The organism is Thermostilla marina, assembly GCF_054657455.1.
In genome coordinates this window covers 1,886,378-1,908,604 of record NZ_BAAHYR010000001.1, presented here as the reverse complement: position 1 = coordinate 1,908,604, position 22,227 = coordinate 1,886,378, and the positions used below count along the sequence as shown (strand labels likewise).

Here is a 22,227-nt window from a genome sequence, read left to right as displayed (position 1 = left end):
AACCGAACAGTAGCCGCAGCTGCGAACTCCGTGAGTTACGGTTTTCCGGCACGTGCGAAAACTAGCGAGTCAATCATTCGACGGTGCCGGCGCGTACGGGTGTCGTGTCGTGGGCCGCCGTCTCATCTTGTCATCACATTCCTACCGAGGAGCGTTGTGGTCATGAAACGAGCCAAGATCAGTATCATCGGCGCCGGAAACGTCGGTGCCACGACCGCTTGCTGGTGTGCAGCGGCCGAACTGGGAGATATCGTGCTGCTCGACATTCCTGAGGCCGGCGACATGCCGAAAGGCAAGGCGCTGGACCTCATGGAAGCCTCGCCGATCGTCGGTTTCGATTCGCAGATTATCGGCACGAACAACTATTGGGATACCGCAAATAGCGATATCGTGGTGATTACGGCCGGCCTGCCCCGCAAGCCGGGAATGAGCCGAGACGATCTCTTGGAAACCAACGCCAAAATCGTCGGCAGCGTCGCCGAACAAGTCCAAAAAACCAGTCCCGAGGCGATCATCATCGTCGTGAGCAATCCTCTCGACGCCATGGTGCAGCGTGCGTGGCAGGTGACCGGTTTCCCTCATTATCGAGTGATGGGCCAAGCCGGCGTGCTCGATACCGCCCGCTTCCGCACGTTCGTCGCCATGGAGTTGGGAGTGAGCGTCGAAGACGTTTCGGCCATGTTGCTCGGGGGACACGGCGACAGCATGGTTCCTTTGGCGAGCTGCTCGTCGGTCGGCGGCATTCCGCTGACCCAGCTCCTCCCGCAAGACAAACTCGACGCCATCATCGAACGAACGCGTAAAGGCGGCGCCGAAATCGTCAGCCTCTTGCAAAAAGGAAGCGCCTATTACGCCCCGGCGGCCGCGACGGCCCAAATGGTCGAAGCAATCGTCCGCGACAAGAAACGGGTCCTTCCCTGTGCCGCGTATTGCGATAAGGAATATGGCGTGGGCGGCTACTACGTGGGCGTGCCGGTCGTCTTGGGCAAAGAAGGCGTCGAACGAATCATCGAGGTAGCCATGACCGAAAGCGAAAAAGCCGCCTTCGATGCCAGTGTCGAAGCCGTCCGCCAGCTGGTGGCCAAAATGGCCTCGTTACTGGGGTAGTAAACGCCGTCCGATACGACGGCGATTGAATGTCGAGACCGATTGCGATTCGAAACGAGCCTTTCGTCTTAGCATGAAAGGCTCGTTTTCATGCGCCGGCTCCGCCGAACGATGCGCGCCGTCATCCCTTCGGAGGCAAGCGAGGAAATCCACCTATGGCCGGGCGGCGCAACCGCAGCGGCAATCCGAGTTTTCCACAACCGTCGGTACTGTTTCGACCGCGTCGCGAGAACGTCCAGCAGCAAAGCTAGCAGTTCCGCACAACGACACTAATCCGTCGATAGTACAACAAACTTCGATCGCTACAAAATTTCGAGAAGCCGCTTCCAACGCGGTTTTTCGGCGGTCATCCGCCGCGAGGGCAAGTCGATTCGCCCGGTAGGACGCGGCAAATAAACGGCTTACCGCCGATCGTTTTCATCGTTCAGCAAAAACAAGTTACGATACCGTTGACACGATCGCGGCGATTGCGGTAAAGTCGTTTTGGTCTCGTCACCTGATCGTTCCCTTCGTGGGTACGCACTCGAGATCGACGGCCGGTTTTCCCGGTCTGGAAGCAGTTAGCGGCGTGTGTTCTTCTCCCCTACGTGCCGCGGCGACAAGACGGAGTTTGCTGCCGCTTGCGTCGACCAGGTACGTGTTCGTTGGCAACCGGATCGGCAGACTGATCATGAATCCACTCGAACCGCATCGGAAGTTTTCTCTTGATTCGTTCGTGGAATCCTGCCTGGAAGACTCCGATTCGGCTCCCTCCCGCCGATCACTCTCGGACACCGAGAAGACGCTCTTCGCTCCATTGCATTACGAGCCGAAGTATCCTTACCCGCTGCTGGTATGGCTGCACGGCGGCGAAACGAGCGACAACCGTGAGCTGCTCCAAATCATGCCGAAAGTGAGCCTGAGCAATTACGTCTCGGTGGCACCGCGAGGCTTGTCGATCGAGAACGGCAGCAAGCCGACGTTCGGCTGGCCGCAAACCCTCGAAGGGATCATCGAGGCCGAACAACGCACCTTCGAGTGTATCGCAGCCGCCCACAAGCGGTTCCACATCGATCGGCGTCGAATCTTTATCGGTGGATTCGGCGAAGGCGGCACGATGGCCGTTCGAATCGCATGGCGAAACCCGCAGGTGTTTTGCGGTGCCGTTTCACTGTGCGGTCCGCTTCCCGAAAAATATCAGCCGTTCGCCGGATTCGTACAGGCCCGGCAGATTCCCATGTTCTTGGCGGTGGGGCGAGACAGCGACTACTACTCGCCGTGCAAAGCCGGAGAAAACCTGAAGCTGCTGCATACCGCCGGTGTGAACGTCACATTACGGCAGTATCCTTGCGGCCAGGAACTTTCGCCCTACATGTTGGCCGACCTAAACGAGTGGATCATGGCGGCGATTACCGAAGAAGACGCCTCCTGCGATCCGCTCGATGCCCCGGGTTCATGTCGAGGCGACTGATCTCCGACAGCGGATCGGCCTCGCTCTCTTTCCCGTCCCCCGCACCGATCCGTCGACGCCGTGCGACTTTGTGCACCTCGCCGAGAACACCGCGGCATCTCCCAGCACAACGCGTGAAGCGGATTTTTCGCCGCCGCGGGCGGTTCTCAAGTCCCCTTGTTCCGCCGGAACCGAGGGTTTATCATAGGCAGCTTATTACACACGGTAGTGGGGAGGGTCTGGAGGCTTGCGCGCTTTGCCTCGGGCGGTAGAGTGCGTTGAACTCCCCGGGCTAAATGGCGCAAACAACGCAACTTGGGCGACTTGAGTACGATTCAAGTGTCCACGCAATAAGTGATCGTCCTGGAGACGACGGCGTATTCCTCATTTTCCTCCGCTTTCGAGAATCCGATGACCGAACTCTTTTCGCTGTGGTTGCTGGCCGAAGCCGGGGCGGGCCCGAACCAAGATCCGTCTCAATTCTGGATCAGCATGGCGTTGATCGGCGGCCCGGCTCTTTTCATCATCTACTTTTTGATGATCCGTCCTCAGCAGCGTGAGCAAGCCGCCAAAAAGGCGATGTGGTCGTCGCTAAAAAAGAACGACCGAATCATGACGGTCGGCGGTATCATCGGCACGGTCACAAACGTGCACCAGGACGCGGGAGAGGTAACGATCCGCATCGACGAATCGAACAACACGCGAATGCGAATCAAATTGGCGGCGGTCGCGCAAGTGCTGGCCAAGGCCGACGGCGATACCGCCGGGGCGGATGGAGACACCGCCCAAAAAGACAAAAAGGGGAAATAGACGCGACATCCTTCCTCCATCGGCTTCGGCCGAGAAGTTCATCGATATCGACACAGATACGAATAGGATCGGCAATGCGGCAGTCCACGAACCTTCCTACCTCATCCGGTGGTTTCCGAATGTCGTCCCGCAGTCTTTCCAAGGCGGTGTTGTGGGCGGCATTGGTCGGTTTGGGCATGACCTTGATGGGCACGTCGGCCCCCTTGTCGGCGGAGGAGCAACCATCGGCCGTCGAGCAGGCCGCTCCTGCCGATGTGGCTGCCACGCCCACGTCGACTCCGACCGAGGCAGCCGAAACGAAAGCCCCGCCGGCGGCTGATTCGGCGTCCGAAAACGCTCCCGGCGACGCAGCCGCAGAAAGCGAGACGACTACCGACACGGCCGGAACGGAACCGGAAACACCTGAAAACGCAACCTCCGACCAAGCGACCGGCGAAAAACCGACCGCCGAAGAAACCGCAGCGGAAGGCGAAACGACCGGAACCGAAGAGGCGACCACGACCACCCGCTTGATGAACGGGTTGATGCTCGCCGCGATTCTCGTCCTGGTTTTCGTCGTCCCCATCGTGGTGGGCAACTTCCTTGCCCGGCAGTGGAATGTACCCAACCAGTCGACGGGCATTTCACTGATACTTTTCTGCGTCATCGCCAGCGTCGTGGTCTTGGCGACTCGGTGGCCGCCGAAGTTGGGGATCGACCTCAGCGGTGGTGTGATCATGGTCTACGAAATCGAAGAGCCGACCGCCGGCGGGACGGATACGCCGAACCGCAGCGGATCGGTCGACATGGACCAACTCATCGCCGCCCTCTCGAAACGCGTCAACCCCAGCGGCGTCAAAGAAGTCACGATCCGCCGGTACGGCCCGAAACAGATCGAAATCATCGTTCCCGAGGTCGACGAAGACGAAGTCGCTCGCCTCGAACGCATCATCTCGAGCGTGGGAACGCTGGAGTTTCGCATCCTGGCCAACCGACGCGACCACCAGTCCCTGATCGAACGAGCCATGCAGTTGCCGCCCGACGAACAGGAACTGCGTGACGAAAACGGACAACTGCTGGCTTGGTGGGTCCCGATCGCCAAGGGAAAAGAAGACAGCATCGGTTCGTTCGGTGAAATTGCCTTGCGTGAAGGTCAATATCGGAACGAGCCCTGGCTGCAAGTTCTCGTCGTCAAAGATCGCTACGACATCACCGGTGAAGACCTCGCGCGGGTGAGCGAGGGGGTCGACGAAACAGGCTCGCCGGCGGTCGACTTCCAATTGAAAGCCGTCCCCGCCCAACGATTCGCCGACTTGACCGGCGCGAATGCCCCCGACCCGAAAACGGGATTCAAGCGGCGGTTAGGCATCATCCTCGACGGGTTCATGCACTCGGCCCCGAACTTGAAATCCGAGATCGGCGCTCGAGGCCAAATTTCCGGTGACTTTACGCGGGAAGAAGTGCGTGAATTGTTGCAGGTACTACAGGCAGGCAGCCTGCCGGCACAACTCAGCCCCGAACCGATCAGCCGGTTGATCACGGGGCCCCAATTGGGACGTGATACGATCGAGCAGAGCGTCGTGGCGATGGCAATCGCCGCCGTGCTCGTGTTCGCGTTCATGATCTTCTATTATCGCTTCGCCGGTATCGTCGCCTCACTAGCAGTGGTCATGAACCTCTTGATGCTGGTGGCGATCATGATCCTGATCCAAGCCGCTTTCACCTTGCCCGGCTTGGCAGGCGTCACGTTGACGGTCGGTATGGCGGTCGACGCGAACGTGCTGATCTATGAACGCATCCGTGAAGAACTCGACCGCAAAGCCACGTTGCGCATGGCGATTCGCAACGGTTTCGCAAAGGCCATGAGCGCCATCGTCGACTCGAACGTGACCACCTTGATTACTGCGGTCGTCCTTTATGTGGTCGGTACGGATCAAGTGAAAGGCTTCGCGGTTACTCTCTTCCTGGGGGTTTCTCTCAGCTTGTTCACTGCCGTGTACTGTGCCCGCATCGTCTTCGAAATCGCCGAGCGGCGGCGCTGGATCACCAAGCTGACCATGATGCGTTTGATCGACAAAACGAACATCAACTTCATGGCAGCCAAGAACGTGGCCATGGCCCTTTCCGGCCTGCTCATTCTTACCGGGATGGTCGCCGTCTATCAGCGAGGCTCGGGTTTGCTGGATATCGACTTCACCGGCGGTGTCGCCCTGGAAACGTATTTCACCGAACCGCAAGATATCGCCGACATCCGCCGGGAATTGAAAGATCTACGAGACTTGGCCGTCAGCGATGTCCGGCTACAAGGCGAGGAACCCGGTCGGCGGTTCATGATCAATACGTCCAGTCCGCCGGGTTCCGAGGCAGAAGCCTATTTACAGCAAGTCAAAGACAAAATCGCGCAAACCTTCGGCAAGAAACTCGTTCACTACTCGGTTGAAATCCAACCGATCTCGGCTTCCTCGTCGTCCGATCAATCGTCGTGGTTGCCCCGTGACGCCGCGATCGCCGGTGCCATGTTCGCTACCCTCCAAGACGGAGAAACCGACACGACGTCTGCGGATGACAGTGCGCCGGCTACAAACAACGGGGATACCGGCAACGACGTTACCGAACCGGAAAGTCCTCCCGCCGACAGCTCTTCGGCAGCGAGTAACGTAACCCGTGCAAGATTGGTCTTCGAACACAAGATCAGTTACGAAGGCGTGGAAGAACTCTTGCAAGCGGCGATAGGCGATCGCGAAATTCGTTACGAGATTTCCAACGAATCGTATCGCCGCGGTGATACCGAGTCGTACAAAGAATGGGAAGTGATGTTGGATACATCGCCGGAAGAGGGCATGCCCATCCTCAATCGACTGAAGGAAGAAGTCGAGAACACGCCCTACTTCCCGTCGTCGAACACGATCGGCGGTAAGGTGGCTGTAAAAACGCGGTGGTTGGCCATGTGGGCGTTGATCGGCAGTCTGTTTTGTATCGTAGGCTACTTGTGGGTTCGCTTCACCCGCGTCAGCTACGGGCTTGCGGCCGTCGTCGCCTTGGTGCACGACGTGTTGACCACCTTGAGTATGATCGCCCTAAGCGCTTACGTCACGGGATTCCTGGGCTTCTTGTTGATCAACGAATTTAAGATCGGTCTATCGGTGCTGGCCGCCTTCCTGACGATCATCGGTTACTCACTGAACGACACGATCATCGTGTTCGACCGCATCCGCGAGATCAAAGGCAAGTCCCCGTACCTCAGCGGCGAAATGATCAACAACAGCGTCAATCAAACGCTAAGCCGTACCTTGATCACATCATTGACGACGTTGTTCGTCGTCCTCGTGCTGTACATCGGCGGTGGTGCCGGGATTCACGCATTCTCGTTCGCATTGGTCGTCGGCGTCATCGTCGGGACGTACAGTTCGATCTATATCGCGTCGCCGGTGTTGCTGTGGTTCTCTCCGAAACCGCCGGAACCCAACGGCAATGGGCGAAAGCTGAAACACATTTCATAAGCCTAGAGTTATGTTGCCGATCGGGCGGACTGTTTACCGCAGTCCGCCCGTTTGTCGTTCTTGATAACCGCTGTCAGGCAACTTGCAGCGTTTGCACCGCTTGAAATCGATACCGCCGGTAAGCACTCTCGAACTTTTCTTTTCCGAACTCTCGCAAACGTTTTCTTGACCGGCGCAGCCGACGGACTTTTGCATTCAAGCCTCGACGTGCCGCCAAACCGGCAAAACTTCGGGATATCGACCGGCCGAATTAGTGATGGCGCAGGCGTCCACGAAATCCGGGTGACAACCCGGCTGAACTGGTCCGAAGTGTCGAGGTATCGTTGTGCATCGCAGGATCGTTCTCTCGCTCGGCTTTGCCGCGGTCGCGATCCTCGTGATTCGCAGCCTACTCGGGGCCGGACTGATCCTTGTGCCCCGCCCTTTACCGCTTTCCGAGCCGGTGCGGACGGCGGAATCTCCTCTCCCTCCGGTGGCCTCCGACTGGGAAGAAGCGGCTCGTGAGCGAACGACCGCTACCTTTCGAGAACGACAACCGCAGAACCGTTTTCCGACCTTGGAAATCGGGCCGATTCCGTCATTGCCGCGAAGTTACCCCGTAGCACCACACGACCGCAGCAGCGATAAATCGCCTGCTCGCCGAATCCCCGTCGCGAATGGCCAAGATCCGATAGCCGCCAGCGAGACACGACCGAACCGTTCAAGCGATTCTCCTGCCATCGCCGAACCGCCGCTGGTCCCAATTCCAAGACTGTCGCGGTAAGGGTACGCGCACACCGTCGAACTTGCGGTGGATGGTGTCATTTCTTGGAGCGTTCCGCCCACGGGAAGGGCTGCTTGTCGAGCCGGTTTTCGACGAACGTCATGATCCAGCGTTCAAGCTGCAATCCTTGCTTGCCGAACAATTCACGTCCCTGCAAACGAGTGGGGAGTTCGACATAGACGAGGTCGCGCATTGCCTCTTGGCCTTCCGGCGGATCAGGATGGAAACGCTTGAGGAGGTTGTAGATCCGTTTCGCGTCGCCGGCAGCCTTCGAGTCACTGCGTCCGACGACCAAGAAAACGGAAAGCTTCTGCGAGACGGCCGGATGCTGGAGGGCCGCTTGTAGATTGAGCCGCCCACCCAACGACCATTGCGGCGAAATCAGGATCAGCGCCTTCACATCCTGGCCTTGTTTCAAGCCGGGGTAAATCGGCCAACTCCAGTCCAATCGTGCCCAATCACAGGCGACGGTGGCCCCCATTCCAACGCCGAGCACGCCCAATTTCTCGATGTTCAGCTTTTCAGCGTTGTTTTCTTTCAACAGAAAGGACTTGATGGCTTCCATATCGTATTGGACCATTGCGGCATAAGCGGTTGCCGGTAGATCTTCCGCCCGCAGGGTAATCGGCCCCCGCGGACCGGCTGCCCGTGTACTGTCGCCGTGGCCTCGCAGGTCGGGCACGAACACGGCATGCCCGGCTTGTTGCAGCATCTCGGCAAACGGTGCAAAATCGCGCCGACTTCCCTTGTAATCATGCAAGAGGACCAAAACGACGGCATCCTTCCCCTTGGTGCTGGGGTAGTAGGTCGCGGTCAGTTGAACACCGTCCTTCGTCAGCAGATCGGATCCGCCGATCTCCACGGGCGGCGGCAACCTCACCGGGCGTGCCGGCGTGGTCGCCGGTTTAGGCTGCGTCGCCGCCGGTTGGGGCGCCGCAGGCCGGACAGGTTGACGAGGCGTTTGCGGCTGGGCTCGCGGCGGGACGGGAGGGCGTCGCGGGATGGGTTGCTGCCCGAAAACGAAGCTACCCGAGACGATCAGGCAAACCGCTACGGCAATCCGAAACCCACATGTCAACCGCTTCATGATTCTTTTCCTCGTTGTCGAACGCCGGCGATCAACCGATCCGCAAGATCGGACGAATCGCGCCTCTTCTTCTCCGTCCATTCGTTTGGACGCTCCCCGACAAAGCTTGGTTCCACACCCCCGCTGAGCAACACAGCCCCCCAATTTGACGTAAACCGGAGCCTACGGGCCATCCTAACCGGGGTGGTAGACAACGTCAATCGAACAAAACAGGATGTCATATCCTATCGCAACCCTACGTTACCGCATCCGTCCCGGGGCTACGATCTCGGCAACGAGAAAGCCGGGAAGCATCCCTCGGCGTTCTCCCAATAGAAAAGCGGCCGACATGGGCCGCTTTGAAAGGCGTTTCTGCTTGTTTTACCGGTCGACGGCACGCCTAGTCGTGAAAAGCCTTGGCGTCCATCGCCATATATTCAGTGGGATCGTAGGGATAAAAGAGCTTTCCGACTTCGTCGGCCAACACCGCGAGGAACTCACGGCGGAACATCTGTTCCGGCTTTTCTGCCGCCGGCACGACACTATTCGGGGGATAGACGATCTGCGAGAGCGGCTTCTCGAACAAGGTTTCGCCCGTATGGCAATCGATTACCCGCACAAACAGATCGGCGTTCCCCTGGTAAACGGTTTGCCCCTTGTACAAGCTGAAACCTTCGATATCGACGCCGATAATCACGTCGGCCTTCAAAGCCTTTCCGACTTCCACGTATTCGTCCCAAGTATTTTCATCCGTCCACGCGTCGACTTCTTGCTGGTCGACGATCTCGACGTTGCTTTTTTGCGGTAGGTTCCTTCGCAAGAGGGTGTTCAGATTTCTCGCCAGATCGCGATCGATACTTGAATCGCGGTAGCTCAGATTGACCAGCGGTCGGCAGACCACGGCCACGCGTTTCTCTTTGAGGCCTTCGAACTCGGGCGATACTTTGTGCCCTCGGGCTATCCACGCTGCCGTCGCCAGGATGTTGCAGCCGGCCGTCCCGAGCAACAGCACGACCACCGGTCCCATCCAAACCGTGCACTTTCGCCGCGTTCCCTCGCGAGTCATTGCGTTCCCTCGCAGTCGTCCGAGTGTTTTCCGAATTCGCCTCAGCGTGATTCCATCCACAAGCGAATCAACCATTCCGCCATGATGCAGCCGGCCATCACTAGGGAAATGACCGCCGTCCATCTGTCGTTCGGCTCGACGAGCCACCAACTCCCGCGGATTGCCGAAACAGCCAACCACACTCCGCAAACCGCCGCCAAAACGGCCAATACCGTGCCCGAGATGTTCGCCCGCAGGGCTGCCGCCAAGCGTCCGTGCATCAAGTTCGCCCAGGCGGTCGTCATCCCGCAGGTCGGACAGCGTGCCCCGAACACGACGCGAAACGTGCACGGCGGCAATCCGAGCTGCTGGTGCGTTCCCAGGCCGGTCGGGTCGGGACGCAGCACGGCAGCGATCACGAATAAGGCAACCAGTCCGACGGCCACCCCTCCGATCAAGCAACGTGCCCTACGGCCCATTCGCCTCGATCGGCAGTTTGTCTTGCGAAATAGGTTCACACCGCCGAATTTGCCGGTCTTGTTCATGGCTCCAGACCGATCGGACGGGAGGATAGCGTCTTCTCGCCCCCCAGACAAGATTGATTCGATCCCCCGATGCCCTCGCTACTTACCGTTGCCGACGTCGTTTTCCTGCGCCTCTCGCTCGAGCGCGTCGAGATCGGCATCGGTCAAGCAAATGCGCTCGATATGCGTCGCCCTCCCGCTAGAGGGGTCCACGGTCACGACGGCTCCATTCAGCCGCACGTCGCCGGTCGCCACGTCGAATCGCGTGGGAAAGAACGTTCGCGTTGTCCGCATCACACGATCCACCCGGCGGCCGATAATACTGTCGTGGGGCCCCGTCATCCCGACATCGCACTGAAAGGCCGTTCCGCCGGGCAGAATGCACGAGTCGGCGGTCGGTACGTGCGTGTGCGTGCCCAAAACGGCGGAAACCTTTCCGTCCAGGTAGCGGCCCAGCAGTTGTTTGTCGCTTGTGGCTTCGGCATGAAAATCGACGAGAATCACGCGGACACGGTCCGACATCCGCGACAATACGCGGTCCACGGCGACAAAATAGCAATCGACCGGGCGCATGAACACGCGGCCCAACAGATTGATCACCCCGACGGCCACACCGTTGTGGGCCGTCAATACGGTGAATTCTCGGCCCGGCGCTTCCGGCGGATAGTTTGCCGGTCGAACGATGCGCGTTTCGGACTGGAGCACCGATTGAATCTCGCTGCGTCGAAACACGTGATCGCCCATCGTCACACAATCGACGCCGTGCCGGATGAAAGAACGGTACATGTCGGGGGTCAACCCCGAACCTCCGGCGGCGTTTTCACCGTTGACGACGACGAAATCGATGTCGCGCACGCGTCGCAATAGGGGGACGGCCCGTTCTACGATGCGGCGTCCCGGACGCCCTACGACGTCCCCCACCATCAACAATCGCACTCGCGAACCCTTTCACTGCTCGATGCTCGACCAAGTACCGTCGTCCCGGCGCCGGTGGTCGTCCTTCCCCTAACGTGCGATTTCGGTGCACCGCGTTTCCCGCAGCACCGTAACTTTGATCTCACCCGGGTAATTCAGCCGTTCTTCAAAGGCCCTGGCAATGTCGCGGCAAATCTTGGCGGCCACCTCGTCGGTAGTTTGTCGGGCATTGACCATGACACGCAGCTCCCGGCCTGCCTGAATGGCATAAGCCTGTTCGACACCAGGGAATGAGGCCGCGATCCCCTCCAATTCTTCCATGCGCTTGATATAGCGTTCGAGGGTTTCTCGCCGCGCTCCCGGCCGCGACGCACTACAGGCATCGGCGGCGGCCACGATCACCGTGTACGGGTTGTCGATTCGCAAATTGTCATGGTGCCCTGCGGCGGCGTGGACAACCTCCGGCGGTTCTCCGTACCGTTTCAACAATTCGGCCCCAATTTCGGGGTGACCGCCTTCCATCTCGTGGTCCGCCGCCTTCCCGATGTCGTGAAGCAGCCCGCAGCGACGTGCCAAACGGCAATCGAGATCCAACTCGTCGGCAATCATTCCGGCCAGAAACGCCACTTCGATCGAATGCCGCAAGACGTTTTGGCTATAGCTTGTGCGAAACTGCAAACGGCCCAATAAATGCACCAATCGCTCGTGGACCTTGTGCACGTCGACTTCCTGACAGGCAGCCTCCCCGGCCTTTTGGATCATTCGATCCAATTCTTGTTCCGTCTCGAGCACGACCTCTTCGATCCGACTGGGGTGGATACGTCCGTCGGCGATCAGCTTGGTCAGCGCCACGCGGGCGATCTCCCGACGCACCGTATCGAACGCACTGACGATGACGACCCCGGGCGTATCGTCGATGATGACGTCGACACCGGTCGCCTTTTCGAACGCCTTGATGTTGCGCCCTTCGCGGCCGATGATACGCCCTTTCATTTCGTCGTTGGGAATGTCGACGGTGCTGGTGGTCGTCTCGGCGGTGTGGGCGGCCGCGTAGCGTTGGATGGCCGTGAGCAGGATTTCGCGGGATTTCTCCTCACAAAGCTGCTTGACCTTTTCTTCGTGGCGCAGCACCACCGCCCCGACCTCTTCCTGAAGCTGGGCTTCGAGAATCTCCAACAACCGCTTGGTCGCTTCTTCCCGACTCAGGCCGCTGAGTTCGTGCAGCGTTTGCCGCTGCATATCAAGCAGCTTGTCCAGCTCTTCACGGCGTCGATTGACCTCTTCGATTCGTTCGGTAAGTCGCCGCTGCGTATTCTCGACGATTTTTTCTTGCTTGCGGAGCTGTTCGGCCTGTTCTTCGACGGCATCTTCCCGCTTTTCGAGGGCCCGCTCGCGCTGATGCAACTCCTCGCGGATCGCCTGGAACTCTTTCTCGCGTTCCGCTTTCTCTTGGATCGCCTGCTCCTTGAGTTCCAGCTGCGTCTCTCGACGCAACGTTTCGACCTCCTGTCGTGCCTTTTCGATGATCTTTTGCGCTTCGCTTTCGGCGTCCTTCTTGCGCAGGTAGTCGAGCAGCTTGACCAAGGCCAAGGTCAACCCCGCCACCAAACAGCAGAGCACGATGACGAAGATGACCTGCCCGCTGTTTTGGGCAAGCACCAGGGACCGGCTGAGCATGACGTTCACCTTCCTGAATTTGCAATCAAGGTGTCCGCCACACGTCGCCAAGCCTTTACCGGCGGCATCCGGCCCATCTAGGGCCCTAATGCCCCCCGGCCTACCTCAGTTGCGATTTCTGAAGCTCGAAATCGCCCAAGGTTCGAAGCACCGAACCGTCGCAAGAGAAGTCGGATTTGATCGCGAATCGCCCCAAAGGCAAGTTGCAATACACCAAAGAACCGGAGAACGTGTTATTGTAGACAATCCCCCCGACGAAGGTGTGATGAGAGAACGGCATCCCCGCCGTAAGCGCCGAACCACAGTCGGCACAGTCCGGCAGCCCGTCGGTCCGCGAATCATCCCGGATCGCACAGCGAGGGATTTCTTGCCGGTTTGTGTCAGAGCCGACTCAAAGCGACGTTCCGATTCGCCGATGGTAAGCGTTATCGTGGCGTGGTTCCCCGTCGTCGGAAACAACAGGGCATAAACCCACCGTATCGCCGCCAGAATCAGCCACCCAATTCCGCTCATTTCGTTCTCACCATGCGAGGCAGTGCCCCGCCTCGCACTCACACGTCAAGATGCTCGATCCAACGTTCGCAAGTTCGTTTTGGTGTCCGACCTCCCGCGGATCCGGCTAGCCAGCTTGGTTTCCGTGGGTAGACACTTGTGTTGACTGTACGCAATTACCGTATTCCGAACGAGAATCCTCTTCTCGTGTTCCATCGAGCTCGAACCCATTCAGGGGGCTCGAAACTCGATCTGGTAATCTGTCCCTAATATTATTCCCTGACGTAAGGCTCCGCAAGCTTGAAATCCGTCGCCGCTTCGACAATAACTCACGATCGTTTCTCCGCTTACGCATTCCAATCGCGCCAAGCGTCCCGTGCATCGGCTCCTTGAGGGGGAAAGGACGCGCCGGCGCAAGGCCGAGTCCGGATCGTCGCGACACACGTTGGGTTCTTTTTCATTTGTTCGTACCATGACATCGGCTCGCAAATCATACACCGACGGGCATGCGGTAATCGGCAAGATTGCCACGGCATGGCCCCCCAAACGGTGGAGTAATGTCACCGTGTTGGCTGCCGTATCGGGAGGGGCCGACAGTGTCGCTATGTTGAGAGCCTTGGCAGCGTTACGCCGGCCCGGAGCGGGCCGCCTGATCGCCGTGCACGTCCACCACGGACTCCGAGGTGAAGAAGCCGATGCCGACGCCGAATTCGTCGTCGACTTGGCCGAGCAGCTTCAACTTCCATGCCGGCTGGTTCATCCGTCTCGGCCGATACGCGAAATGACCGCCGCCGTCGGCTTGGAGGCCGCGGCTCGCCGGGCGCGTTATCAACTGCTGGCAGAACTCGCCGGTGAACTCGGGGCGCGTTACGTCGCCACCGCCCACACAGCCGATGACCAGGTTGAAACCGTACTCCACCGAATTCTTCGGGGAACGGGCATCCGCGGTCTGGGGGGCATTCCCCGTACGCGGCCGTTGCCGCCTGCGGTCCTCATCCGACCGTTGCTCGAAGTCACGCGGGCCGAGCTGCGATCGTACCTCTCTGCCATCGGGCAACCGTTCCGGGAGGATTGCACGAACCACGATCTTCGCTATACCCGCAATCGAATCCGGCATCGGTTGCTGCCGCTTTTGCGACGTCGTTTCAATCCGTCGGTGGATCGCGCCCTCGGACGTCTGGCGCGGCTGGCGCAGGATCAAGCCGAGATCAGACGCTTTGCCGTCGAACAGGTCGATCGGCTCGCGCTGCGGACAAAGCGTTCTGGCTGCATCGTCGTCGATCCGGCTCGCTTGCGAACGGTACCCGGCCCCGTCGTTCGGGAATGGCTGTACGCGATCTGGACGGAGCAAGGCTGGCCTCTCCGTGACATGACCGCTCGCCATTGGCACCGTCTTGAGCAGGCCGTGCGCTCGGTCGACCCCCCCTCGATGCAAACTCGCGGTTTGTTCACGTTGCCGGGAGCCGTCGATGTTCGATCCCACGGCAAATTGATTATCATCCGGCGGCGTTCGGCCGCTGAACCGTCGGTCTGAAGCAAGCGGTCCCATTTTCGCGGCCGATCAAGAAAAAATTACGACGCCCGAACAAGACCGTAACGGTCTTTACTCGGGCGTCGCTTCGCTCAATCCGAAAAAGCGCTCCAAACAAACGTGGAGGCATCAGCCCTCAGCCGACTGTTCTTCTCCAGCGTCGGCTTGGGGCATCTCCAAGACGGCACTTTCCATCCCGGCTTTCGCCAAAATGAAGTAGAGCACGAAGCCGACGAGGAAAGCCGCCACCGGCGGGCAGGGAACGTAGGACGTTCCCAAAATCAAGTCGATACCGCCGACGACAAATCCCACGAGCCAGGAAATCCACCCGGCAGGATTGAATCCTGCCCGCGGCCCGGCCCATTTGCGTCCGGCCAGCAAGTAATCGGCAGCCATCGCCCCGCACACCGGCCCGAACGAAGCACCGATCACGGTGAACACGCCGGCGGCATTCCCGGCCGCGCCGGTGATGACCAATACGGCGGCAATCGCGGCACCGATACCGCACGACACGAAGGGATTGACCTTCGGCAACGTCGTCTTAAAGCTGTTGGCCGCGATGAAGCTCGAGAAGCACGCCGGCGGAAAAGCGGCAATCGCCAACAGATACCAGAGCACGCCGGCCCCTTTTTCACCAAGGGCCGGAATCTTGTTCATGACATTCGGCGTGAGGAGAATAACGCCGTCCTTCATGTATCCCATTCCATAGGCCCCTGCCACGATGAGCAGGGACAACACGCCGGTCAACACGATGGCTCCGGCGATACCGACCAGACCGCCCAACTGAACGTCTTTTTCGTCGCGATTCCCCATCCCGAAATCGACCCCGGCGGCTCCGGCCGTCGCAAAGAACCCGACGACCACCGTGCACATGACCAACAACACGTTCAACGGCGTGCCGGGCTTCGACTTGTTTTCCCCGGCGGCAGCTTCGTTTTCGGCATCATCGGCCTGTTCTTCGGCGTCAGCGGCTTGGTCCGCGTCATCTTCCTCGGCTGCCTCAGCGGCTTCGTCCGCATCCTCGGTTTCGGCAGCCGCCTCTTCGGCTTCATCAGCCTGGTCGTCGGCGTCTTCCGCATCCGCCGGTGCGGCAGTCGCATCGTCTGCCGTATCGTCATTTTCCGATGCGGCGGGCGGCGCTCCGGCATCGGCTACGAACTGCTTCGCATCGAATTTTCCAATCCCACCGATGGTCAACACGGTCAAGATGATCAACACCGCCAACGGCAGCAACGGAAGGTACGTCGCCACCTTGGCCACGTACTGAATCCCGGCAATCCCCAAGACGGTTGCCAGGATGATGAACGCAACAGCGACCACCCAGAACCCCGGTGTTCCGGCTTCGATCCCGAAGGGCTTACACAGCAGTCCCGAGGTAAAGTAGGCGTTGACGCTCAACCACCCGAACTGGAGGCAGCCCATGAGGAACCCGGGCAAGATGAACCCACCGATCACGCCGTAGGTCGACGTGCCTACGATGTACAAGGGCAGCCCCGTCTGCACACCGAGCTTGCCGGGTACGAGATAGAACAGGTAATGGCAAATCAGTGCCGCCACGATCAACGATCCGATCGCGACGCCCAACCCGGCAGCCAGCCCTCCACCGACGATGGACCCGTCCAGGGCCGGCACCTGTTGCCAAAACACGAACCAGAGCATGATACCGGCATACGTCGGTGCCGTACTCTTGTACCACGGCGTTCGTTGGTCCAATGGAACCGGTTTCGCCGAAGCCACGTAATCGGGAAGATTCGTTGCCATAGACTCAAACCTCCTGTGGGTTTATTCGGGACCTCGGGCGACCACCGTCTTCGCCCTACGCCTTGCCGCGTACCCATTGCCGACACTGCTATCAATGCCGACATCGCCGACGGTCTCGACTGAGTATAATAACCCCACACCGGAAGTCCACACTCCACCCCACCGCAACCGGCAATCATCGGCCGAGTTCGGACGCAAGTCGATACAATTGACCGATCCACCCCACATCACCCATACACCCCATCTTCTGCTTTCGCTTTCCAATGGGACCTAAGAAAACGCCCGCGATCGCAAGTGAACCACGTCCCCCGGCGATTCTCGCATTGACCCGCCTGGACCGTCCGAAGTACCATACCGTTTCAGAGTTTACGCCGAATCAGAACGTCATTTGAGCACGGACGCGCGGGGATGTCGTTTCGCCGAGCGCGCGAACGAATCCCGGAACCCCCTTCTCTACCCTTTCAGGCAGGAGCCGGAGATGCATCGGACAGGAAGCCGATGGCTGATCCTGATCTTGTCGGCCGCATTCGGCATCCGGCTCGCCGCCGCGTGGTGGTGGGATCAGCAATGTGACGGTCGATTTTTCTTTGGCGATAGCGAAAGCTACTGGGTGCTTGCCCGCTGCATCGCCGAAGGTGAACCGTACCGTTACGGCCGTTTCGGCAGTGTCTTCCGCACGCCGGGTTATCCGCTATTGCTCGCGCCGGTGATGATGTGCGGCGAGTCCGACGTTTCGCCGCTGCTCGCTCGGTTGGTAAGCGTCTGTTTCGGAACGCTGACGGTTGCCGGTGTCGCTTGGCTGAGCGCTCGATTGTTCGACGAACGCACCGCTCTGGTCGCCGCCGGCCTATGTACCCTATACCCGGGAAGCATTTTCACCAGCACGCTGATTCTCGCCGAAGCACCGTTCACAGCGTGCCTGGTTTGGTGCGTCGGGGTCTTGGCAAGCGGCGTGACGAGCAAGTCGCGCGCTTCGGCCGTCGGTTTTGGCGCGGCAGCCGGAGTTTTGGCCGGCGCGGCGGCATTGATCCGTCCGAGCTTTTTGCTGTTTCCGGTCTTTGCCGCGTTGCTCGGCATGCTCTTGACGAAGGACCGACGCCGCATTTTGTTACCGGGAGCAACTGCGGTCGCGGTGATGTTGCTGGTGATGGTTCCCTGGTGGATTCGCAACTACCGGGTTTGCGGCCGATTCGTACCTACCACACTTCAAGTAGGCCCGAGCCTGTATGACGCGTTCAATCCCGAGGCCGACGGCTCCAGCCGTATGGACTTCACCGAATCGATGGTCCGCAACGTCGTCGCCGCCATGCCGGAAGCCGACGATATAGAAATCGAACTGGCCATCGATCGCGAAATGAAGCAGGCGGCCGTGGCCTGGATACGGGAACATCCATGGGACGCCGTAAAACTTGCGGGACAAAAATTCCTGCGCACCTGGAATCCGGTTCCCAACTTAGCCGCTTTGCGCCGCCCATTGCCTGCGGCGGCGATCGCCTTATCTTATGTGTTCGTGATGACAACCGGCATCGGGGGCATCGTGCGAACGATGAGACGCGGCTTTGCGTATCACGTGGTGTGGTACCCGGCCGTCTACTTTGCCCTACTGCATTGCGTGTTCGTCGGCTCGATTCGATATCGCCAACCGGTAATGCCGCTTATGATCGTGTTTTCGGCAGCGGTAACGGTATCGCTTTGGAATCGATTCCGGAAACACACCGGTCACCCCGAAACATCGAAGACGGAACGGACTCCACTATCGTAGGCGTCGATGCCGAAGGAAGCGTCGGCAGTACACGAAGGCAAACCACGGACGGTCGAACGTGACACCAACCCGCGGGCTATTCAAAATCACATGGTTCTTTCTGAAATGGGGCCTGTTGGTGGTCCTGGGAGGAACCGTCTTTGCGCTCGCGTATTCGTACAACCGTCTCGACGACGCGATTCGCTCGCACGCGGAAGCCCTCTTCGCGAAGCATTATCGCGACATGGCAATTCGCATCCGATCGGCGCAGTATCAGCCGGGCGAAGGCATTTCTCTGCACGGGCTCACCATTCGACCGCTCGACGTACCGCCCGACGAACCGCCGCTCCTTGAAGTCGAACGGGTCGATTTGCCGTCCTCGGGAACACTCGACGAGTTGCTGACGGGGCGTTTCCAAGCCGATGCCGTCGTGCTTCAACACCCTCGATTGCGGGCCATCGTTTACCCCGACGGAACTTGGAGTCTCTCGCGTTTATTACCGCTGCCGAAACTGGGGCCGAAACCGATCCCGATTCGTATCGACAGCGGCTCCATCGAGATCGTCGATGCCGATCGCCCCCGCAGCTCATTGACGTTACGTGATATCGACCTGCGATTCGACCCGAAAAAAGACGCGACCACCGGCCGTGACCTGCGACAAATCACGGGCAGTTGCACGGGCGATTTTGCGAATCGCATCACCATCGAAGGAAATATCGACCCCGAGTCTTTCCGCGGATTCATCGGCGGATCGATCGAAGGACTTGAGCTGTCGCCCGAGTCCCGTGCAGCGTTGCCGTCGTCGTGGGCCGAAAAACTGGCCGTCCTGGGCACGTTGCGAGCCCAGATCGTGTGCGGCTTTCGAATCTCGTTCGATCGTGAAGCCACCCCCGGCGTTCGATTCGACGTGTCCGGTCAAATCGCCCGGGGAAGGATCGACGACCCGCGACTCCCACACCCGTTGACCGACATCCGCGGTCGCTTCCAATGCGACAACTCGCAACTACGGGTCGAAGACCTTTCCGCCGAAGGAAGTCGGGCGACCGTTCACATCCGGCAACTGATCGTTCCTCGATACGACCTGCAAAACGGGTTCCTGCTTGATGCTTCCGCCCGCAACGTGACGTTGCATCGCCAGTGGCTGACTCTGTTTCCCGGCGACCTTTCGCAGGTATGGGAAAAGTTTCGCCCCGAGGGCGTGATCAACCTCGACGTGCATATGAATACGTTGAGCGAGACGCCGCAGCTATCTGCGAGACTGGAAGCACTCGACACCGCTTTCACGTACTATCGCTTTCCGTATCGGCTTTCGCACGCTGCGGGGATACTGGATCTCCAGGGGAATCGATTGGCCATCGACCTCCAAACTCAAGCCACAGGCGGACGTCCCGTGCGGATCACCGGCACGATTCTCGATCCGCTCACCGGCCCTTACGGGAGCGTGACCGTCGTGGGGAAAAACATCGTTCTCGACGAGCAGATCGTCGCCGCCGTACCGAGTATGACGGCGCAAAACGTCGTTCGCTCTCTCCACCCGCAAGGCACGCTCGATTGTATTCTGCGGATCACGACCCAAGCACCGGGGCAGACGCCTTCCAAGTATCTGGAGGCCGATTTGCACCGGTGCTCGCTACGTTACGATCGTTTTCCGTATCCGATTGGGGGAATCACCGGCAAGCTCGTGATGCAGGACGACGTCTGGCAGTTCCTCGATCTGTCCGGCAGCAACGACACGGGCCGAATCACGGCGTCCGGTTCACTCCAACAGCGAACCCCCGGCGTGTGGGCGCTCGACCTGCGGGTACAAGGACGAGGCATTCCCCTCGACGCCGAACTGCGAGACGCCCTGCCCGGCGAAACAACCCGGCAACTATGGAACGACTTGCGACCGCAAGGCGCAGTCGACCTCGATGCCGTCGTGCGCTATCAAACGGGGTGGCCGCAAGCAGCCGTCACCTTCCACGCCAAACCGGTGGAAAAGACGGTTTCGATCGAACCGGTCTATTTTCCTTACCGGTTCGACGCCATCCAGGGCGAACTGGAATACCGTCAAGGCCAGGTCTCGATGCCGAAACTGCGAGCCGAACACGGCGACACCGTCCTTGAAGCGTCGGCGGAATGCCGCTTCACTCCGCAAGGGGCGTGGACGCTCACGTTCGACAACCTTTGGCTCGACGATTTCCGCATCGACAGGTCGCTGTTGAATGCTTTGCCTGAACGTGCCGCCACGGCCTTCGAACAACTTCAATTGAAGCAACCGATCAACGTTCGTGGGCGATTTTCGCTGGCCCGCGGACCGGACCGAAACACTCCCTGTCGCTACGACTGGGACATCGAAGCGGCGCTCGTTCAGGCGTCATTGGATTGCGGCGTGTTGTTTGAAAACGTCAACGGCACGATTCGCCTGATCGGCGGCTGGGGCCCGGAAGGCCTTTTGAGCGACGGCCTGTTGCGGCTTGATTCGGCCACCTACGACGGCATCCAGTTGACGCAAGTACGAGGTCCCTTCCGGCTGCTCGACGATCGTGTTCTCTTCGGCTACGAGGTCGACCCGAGCGTGGGACCGGCCGGCAAGGGGCGGCTAGCCGAAATGCCGTCCCATCCCTCCCCGGTTCAAGCCGACGCCTTAGGCGGAACGCTCTATGCGGCCGGCCAAGTGCTGTTCAGCGATCCGTTGCGGTACGCGTTGACGCTCTCGCTCGAACAAGCCGATCTCGGCCGCACGGTCCGCGAGGCCTTCCGAACTCCCAACCGGCTCAAGGGACAACTGTCGGTCGCCGTCAGCCTCCAGGGAACCGGCCGCGGAATCGCCGGAATGAGCGGCTACGGCAATTTTCAATTGAAAAACGCCGATATCTACGAACTCCCGTTGATGATCGCTCTACTCAAGATTCTGAGCGTTCAAGAAGTCGACCGCACCGCCTTCAGCGAGGCCGACGCCAAATTCCGATTGGCGGGCAGTCACATCTACCTGGATGAGCTAAACTTTCGAGGGGACGCCATCAGCCTACTCGGAGGAGGCGAGGTCGACCGGGAAGGAAACGTGCGGCTGACCTTCCGCTCGATGTTGGGGCGCAATGAGGTGCAAATCCCGATCGTGCGGGAATTGTTCCGCGGCGCCAGCGAGCAAATCGTTCTTGTCCGCGTGGGCGGAACGTTGCAAAATCCGTTGGTACGACGAGAGGCTTTTCCCGGCGTGAATCAAGCCTTGCAGATGTTGCAAGGGGGCACGACCACGACGCAACGACCGCGTCTCGGTCCGCCGCCGCGATTTTGACGCCGACATGCCGTGATCGAGTCTCTCGCGACCGATTTGTGACGCAATCGCAGGTTGCGCAAGCACACGGCCCCTTCGACACCCCGCAATGAACGTGCTTGTCCGGGTGCCGCGGCGGTAGTTCGTCGGCTTTATGCAGTTCGACGGATCGACCGCCCGAACCGAAAGGAGGTGGAACCGTGAGCATCGGTCCGCTCAATCCGCTTGCTGCCGGAGCCGCCGGCACACCCTTCGCCCAAAGCGCCGGAAGCGAAACCGATCGCGTGAAAACCGACGCCGCCAAGCAAGATCGGCAAGTTCAAATGGATCGGGAAGCCGAGGCCGCCGCCGGTGTCGGAGAAACCGACGGGGAAGACCACGAAACCGGTGAACGCGATGCCGACGGCCGCCGGATCTGGGAAGACACCACCCAATCGCCGAAGGATGATGCGGAAGATTCCGAAACACCCCGCAGCAAAGACGCCTCCGGTCAGGCCGGCAATTTGCTCGACCTATGCGGCTGACGACACTTCCACGTCGGAAATGCAAGCTGTCGGTTGAAACATGTCGCACCCTATGCGCCGCGGTTTGTGCAGCTTGTTGGTTTTCTCAACCCCCTTTAGAATGGGAA

Annotated in this window: 14 protein-coding genes; 8 read left to right on the top strand and 6 right to left on the bottom strand. The window is 59.6% G+C overall.

Features of this window, described 5'->3' with window-relative positions; translation table 11 throughout:
- The first annotated feature begins 162 nt into the window (after window positions 1-162).
- The 4 genes from mdh to secD all read left to right on the top strand — a co-directional run bounded on the left by mdh (window position 163) and on the right by secD (window position 6,825).
- Window positions 163-1,107 carry a malate dehydrogenase gene (gene mdh / locus ACYQ2I_RS06905; RefSeq protein ID WP_460166274.1) on the top strand — a complete coding sequence of 315 codons (945 nt, stop codon included), beginning with the start codon at window positions 163-165 and terminating at the stop codon, window positions 1,105-1,107.
- A gap of 670 nt (window positions 1,108-1,777) precedes the next feature.
- On the top strand, window positions 1,778-2,557 hold the full coding sequence (locus ACYQ2I_RS06900) for an alpha/beta hydrolase (protein ID WP_460166273.1): 780 nt from the start codon (window positions 1,778-1,780) through the stop codon (window positions 2,555-2,557).
- Between the two features lie 390 nt (window positions 2,558-2,947).
- The gene (yajC, locus tag ACYQ2I_RS06895; RefSeq protein WP_460166272.1) at window positions 2,948-3,346 is read left to right on the top strand and encodes a preprotein translocase subunit YajC; all 399 of its coding nucleotides are present in this window, start codon (window positions 2,948-2,950) and stop codon (window positions 3,344-3,346) included.
- A gap of 119 nt (window positions 3,347-3,465) precedes the next feature.
- Entirely contained in the window at window positions 3,466-6,825 is a 3,360-nt protein-coding gene (secD, locus tag ACYQ2I_RS06890; RefSeq protein ID WP_460166271.1) for a protein translocase subunit SecD, read from the top strand.
- Between the two features lie 800 nt (window positions 6,826-7,625).
- Here secD and ACYQ2I_RS06885 read toward each other — a convergent pair.
- From ACYQ2I_RS06885 to rny, 5 genes are all read right to left on the bottom strand, one after another.
- On the bottom strand, window positions 7,626-8,675 hold the full coding sequence (locus ACYQ2I_RS06885) for an alpha/beta hydrolase (RefSeq protein ID WP_460166270.1): 1,050 nt from the start codon (window positions 8,673-8,675) through the stop codon (window positions 7,626-7,628).
- Window positions 8,676-9,054: 379 nt separating this feature from the next.
- Window positions 9,055-9,720, bottom strand: coding sequence for a hypothetical protein (locus ACYQ2I_RS06880; RefSeq protein WP_460166269.1), 666 nt, complete (start codon window positions 9,718-9,720; stop codon window positions 9,055-9,057).
- A gap of 41 nt (window positions 9,721-9,761) precedes the next feature.
- Window positions 9,762-10,178: a DUF2752 domain-containing protein gene (locus ACYQ2I_RS06875; protein WP_460166268.1), complete on the bottom strand. Its 417-nt coding sequence runs from the start codon at window positions 10,176-10,178 to the stop codon at window positions 9,762-9,764.
- Window positions 10,179-10,322: 144 nt separating this feature from the next.
- The gene (locus ACYQ2I_RS06870) at window positions 10,323-11,159 is read right to left on the bottom strand and encodes a TIGR00282 family metallophosphoesterase (protein WP_460166267.1); all 837 of its coding nucleotides are present in this window, start codon (window positions 11,157-11,159) and stop codon (window positions 10,323-10,325) included.
- Between the two features lie 69 nt (window positions 11,160-11,228).
- Entirely contained in the window at window positions 11,229-12,797 is a 1,569-nt protein-coding gene (gene rny / locus ACYQ2I_RS06865; protein WP_460168400.1) for a ribonuclease Y, read from the bottom strand.
- A 1,075-nt stretch (window positions 12,798-13,872) separates the two neighbouring features.
- On the opposite strand from rny, the gene tilS reads away from it, so the two are divergent.
- Window positions 13,873-14,841, top strand: a complete 969-nt coding sequence (tilS, locus tag ACYQ2I_RS06860) for a tRNA lysidine(34) synthetase TilS (RefSeq protein WP_460166266.1) — start codon at window positions 13,873-13,875, stop codon at window positions 14,839-14,841.
- Window positions 14,842-14,967: 126 nt separating this feature from the next.
- Here the strand turns inward: tilS and ACYQ2I_RS06855 are convergent, their stop codons facing one another.
- On the bottom strand, window positions 14,968-16,599 hold the full coding sequence (locus tag ACYQ2I_RS06855; RefSeq protein ID WP_460166265.1) for a purine-cytosine permease family protein: 1,632 nt from the start codon (window positions 16,597-16,599) through the stop codon (window positions 14,968-14,970).
- Between the two features lie 478 nt (window positions 16,600-17,077).
- Here ACYQ2I_RS06855 and ACYQ2I_RS06850 point away from each other — a divergent pair, with 478 nt between their 5' ends.
- The 3 genes from ACYQ2I_RS06850 (at window position 17,078) to ACYQ2I_RS06840 (ending at window position 22,120) form a co-directional block, all read left to right on the top strand.
- Window positions 17,078-18,361: an ArnT family glycosyltransferase gene (locus ACYQ2I_RS06850; protein ID WP_460166264.1), complete on the top strand. Its 1,284-nt coding sequence runs from the start codon at window positions 17,078-17,080 to the stop codon at window positions 18,359-18,361.
- 58 nt (window positions 18,362-18,419) lie between these two features.
- A complete protein-coding gene (locus tag ACYQ2I_RS06845) occupies window positions 18,420-21,617 on the top strand; it encodes a hypothetical protein (protein WP_460166263.1) in 3,198 nt (1,065 codons plus the stop codon).
- A 179-nt stretch (window positions 21,618-21,796) separates the two neighbouring features.
- On the top strand, window positions 21,797-22,120 hold the full coding sequence (locus tag ACYQ2I_RS06840) for a hypothetical protein (RefSeq protein ID WP_460166262.1): 324 nt from the start codon (window positions 21,797-21,799) through the stop codon (window positions 22,118-22,120).
- The last annotated feature ends 107 nt before the right edge of the window (window positions 22,121-22,227 follow it).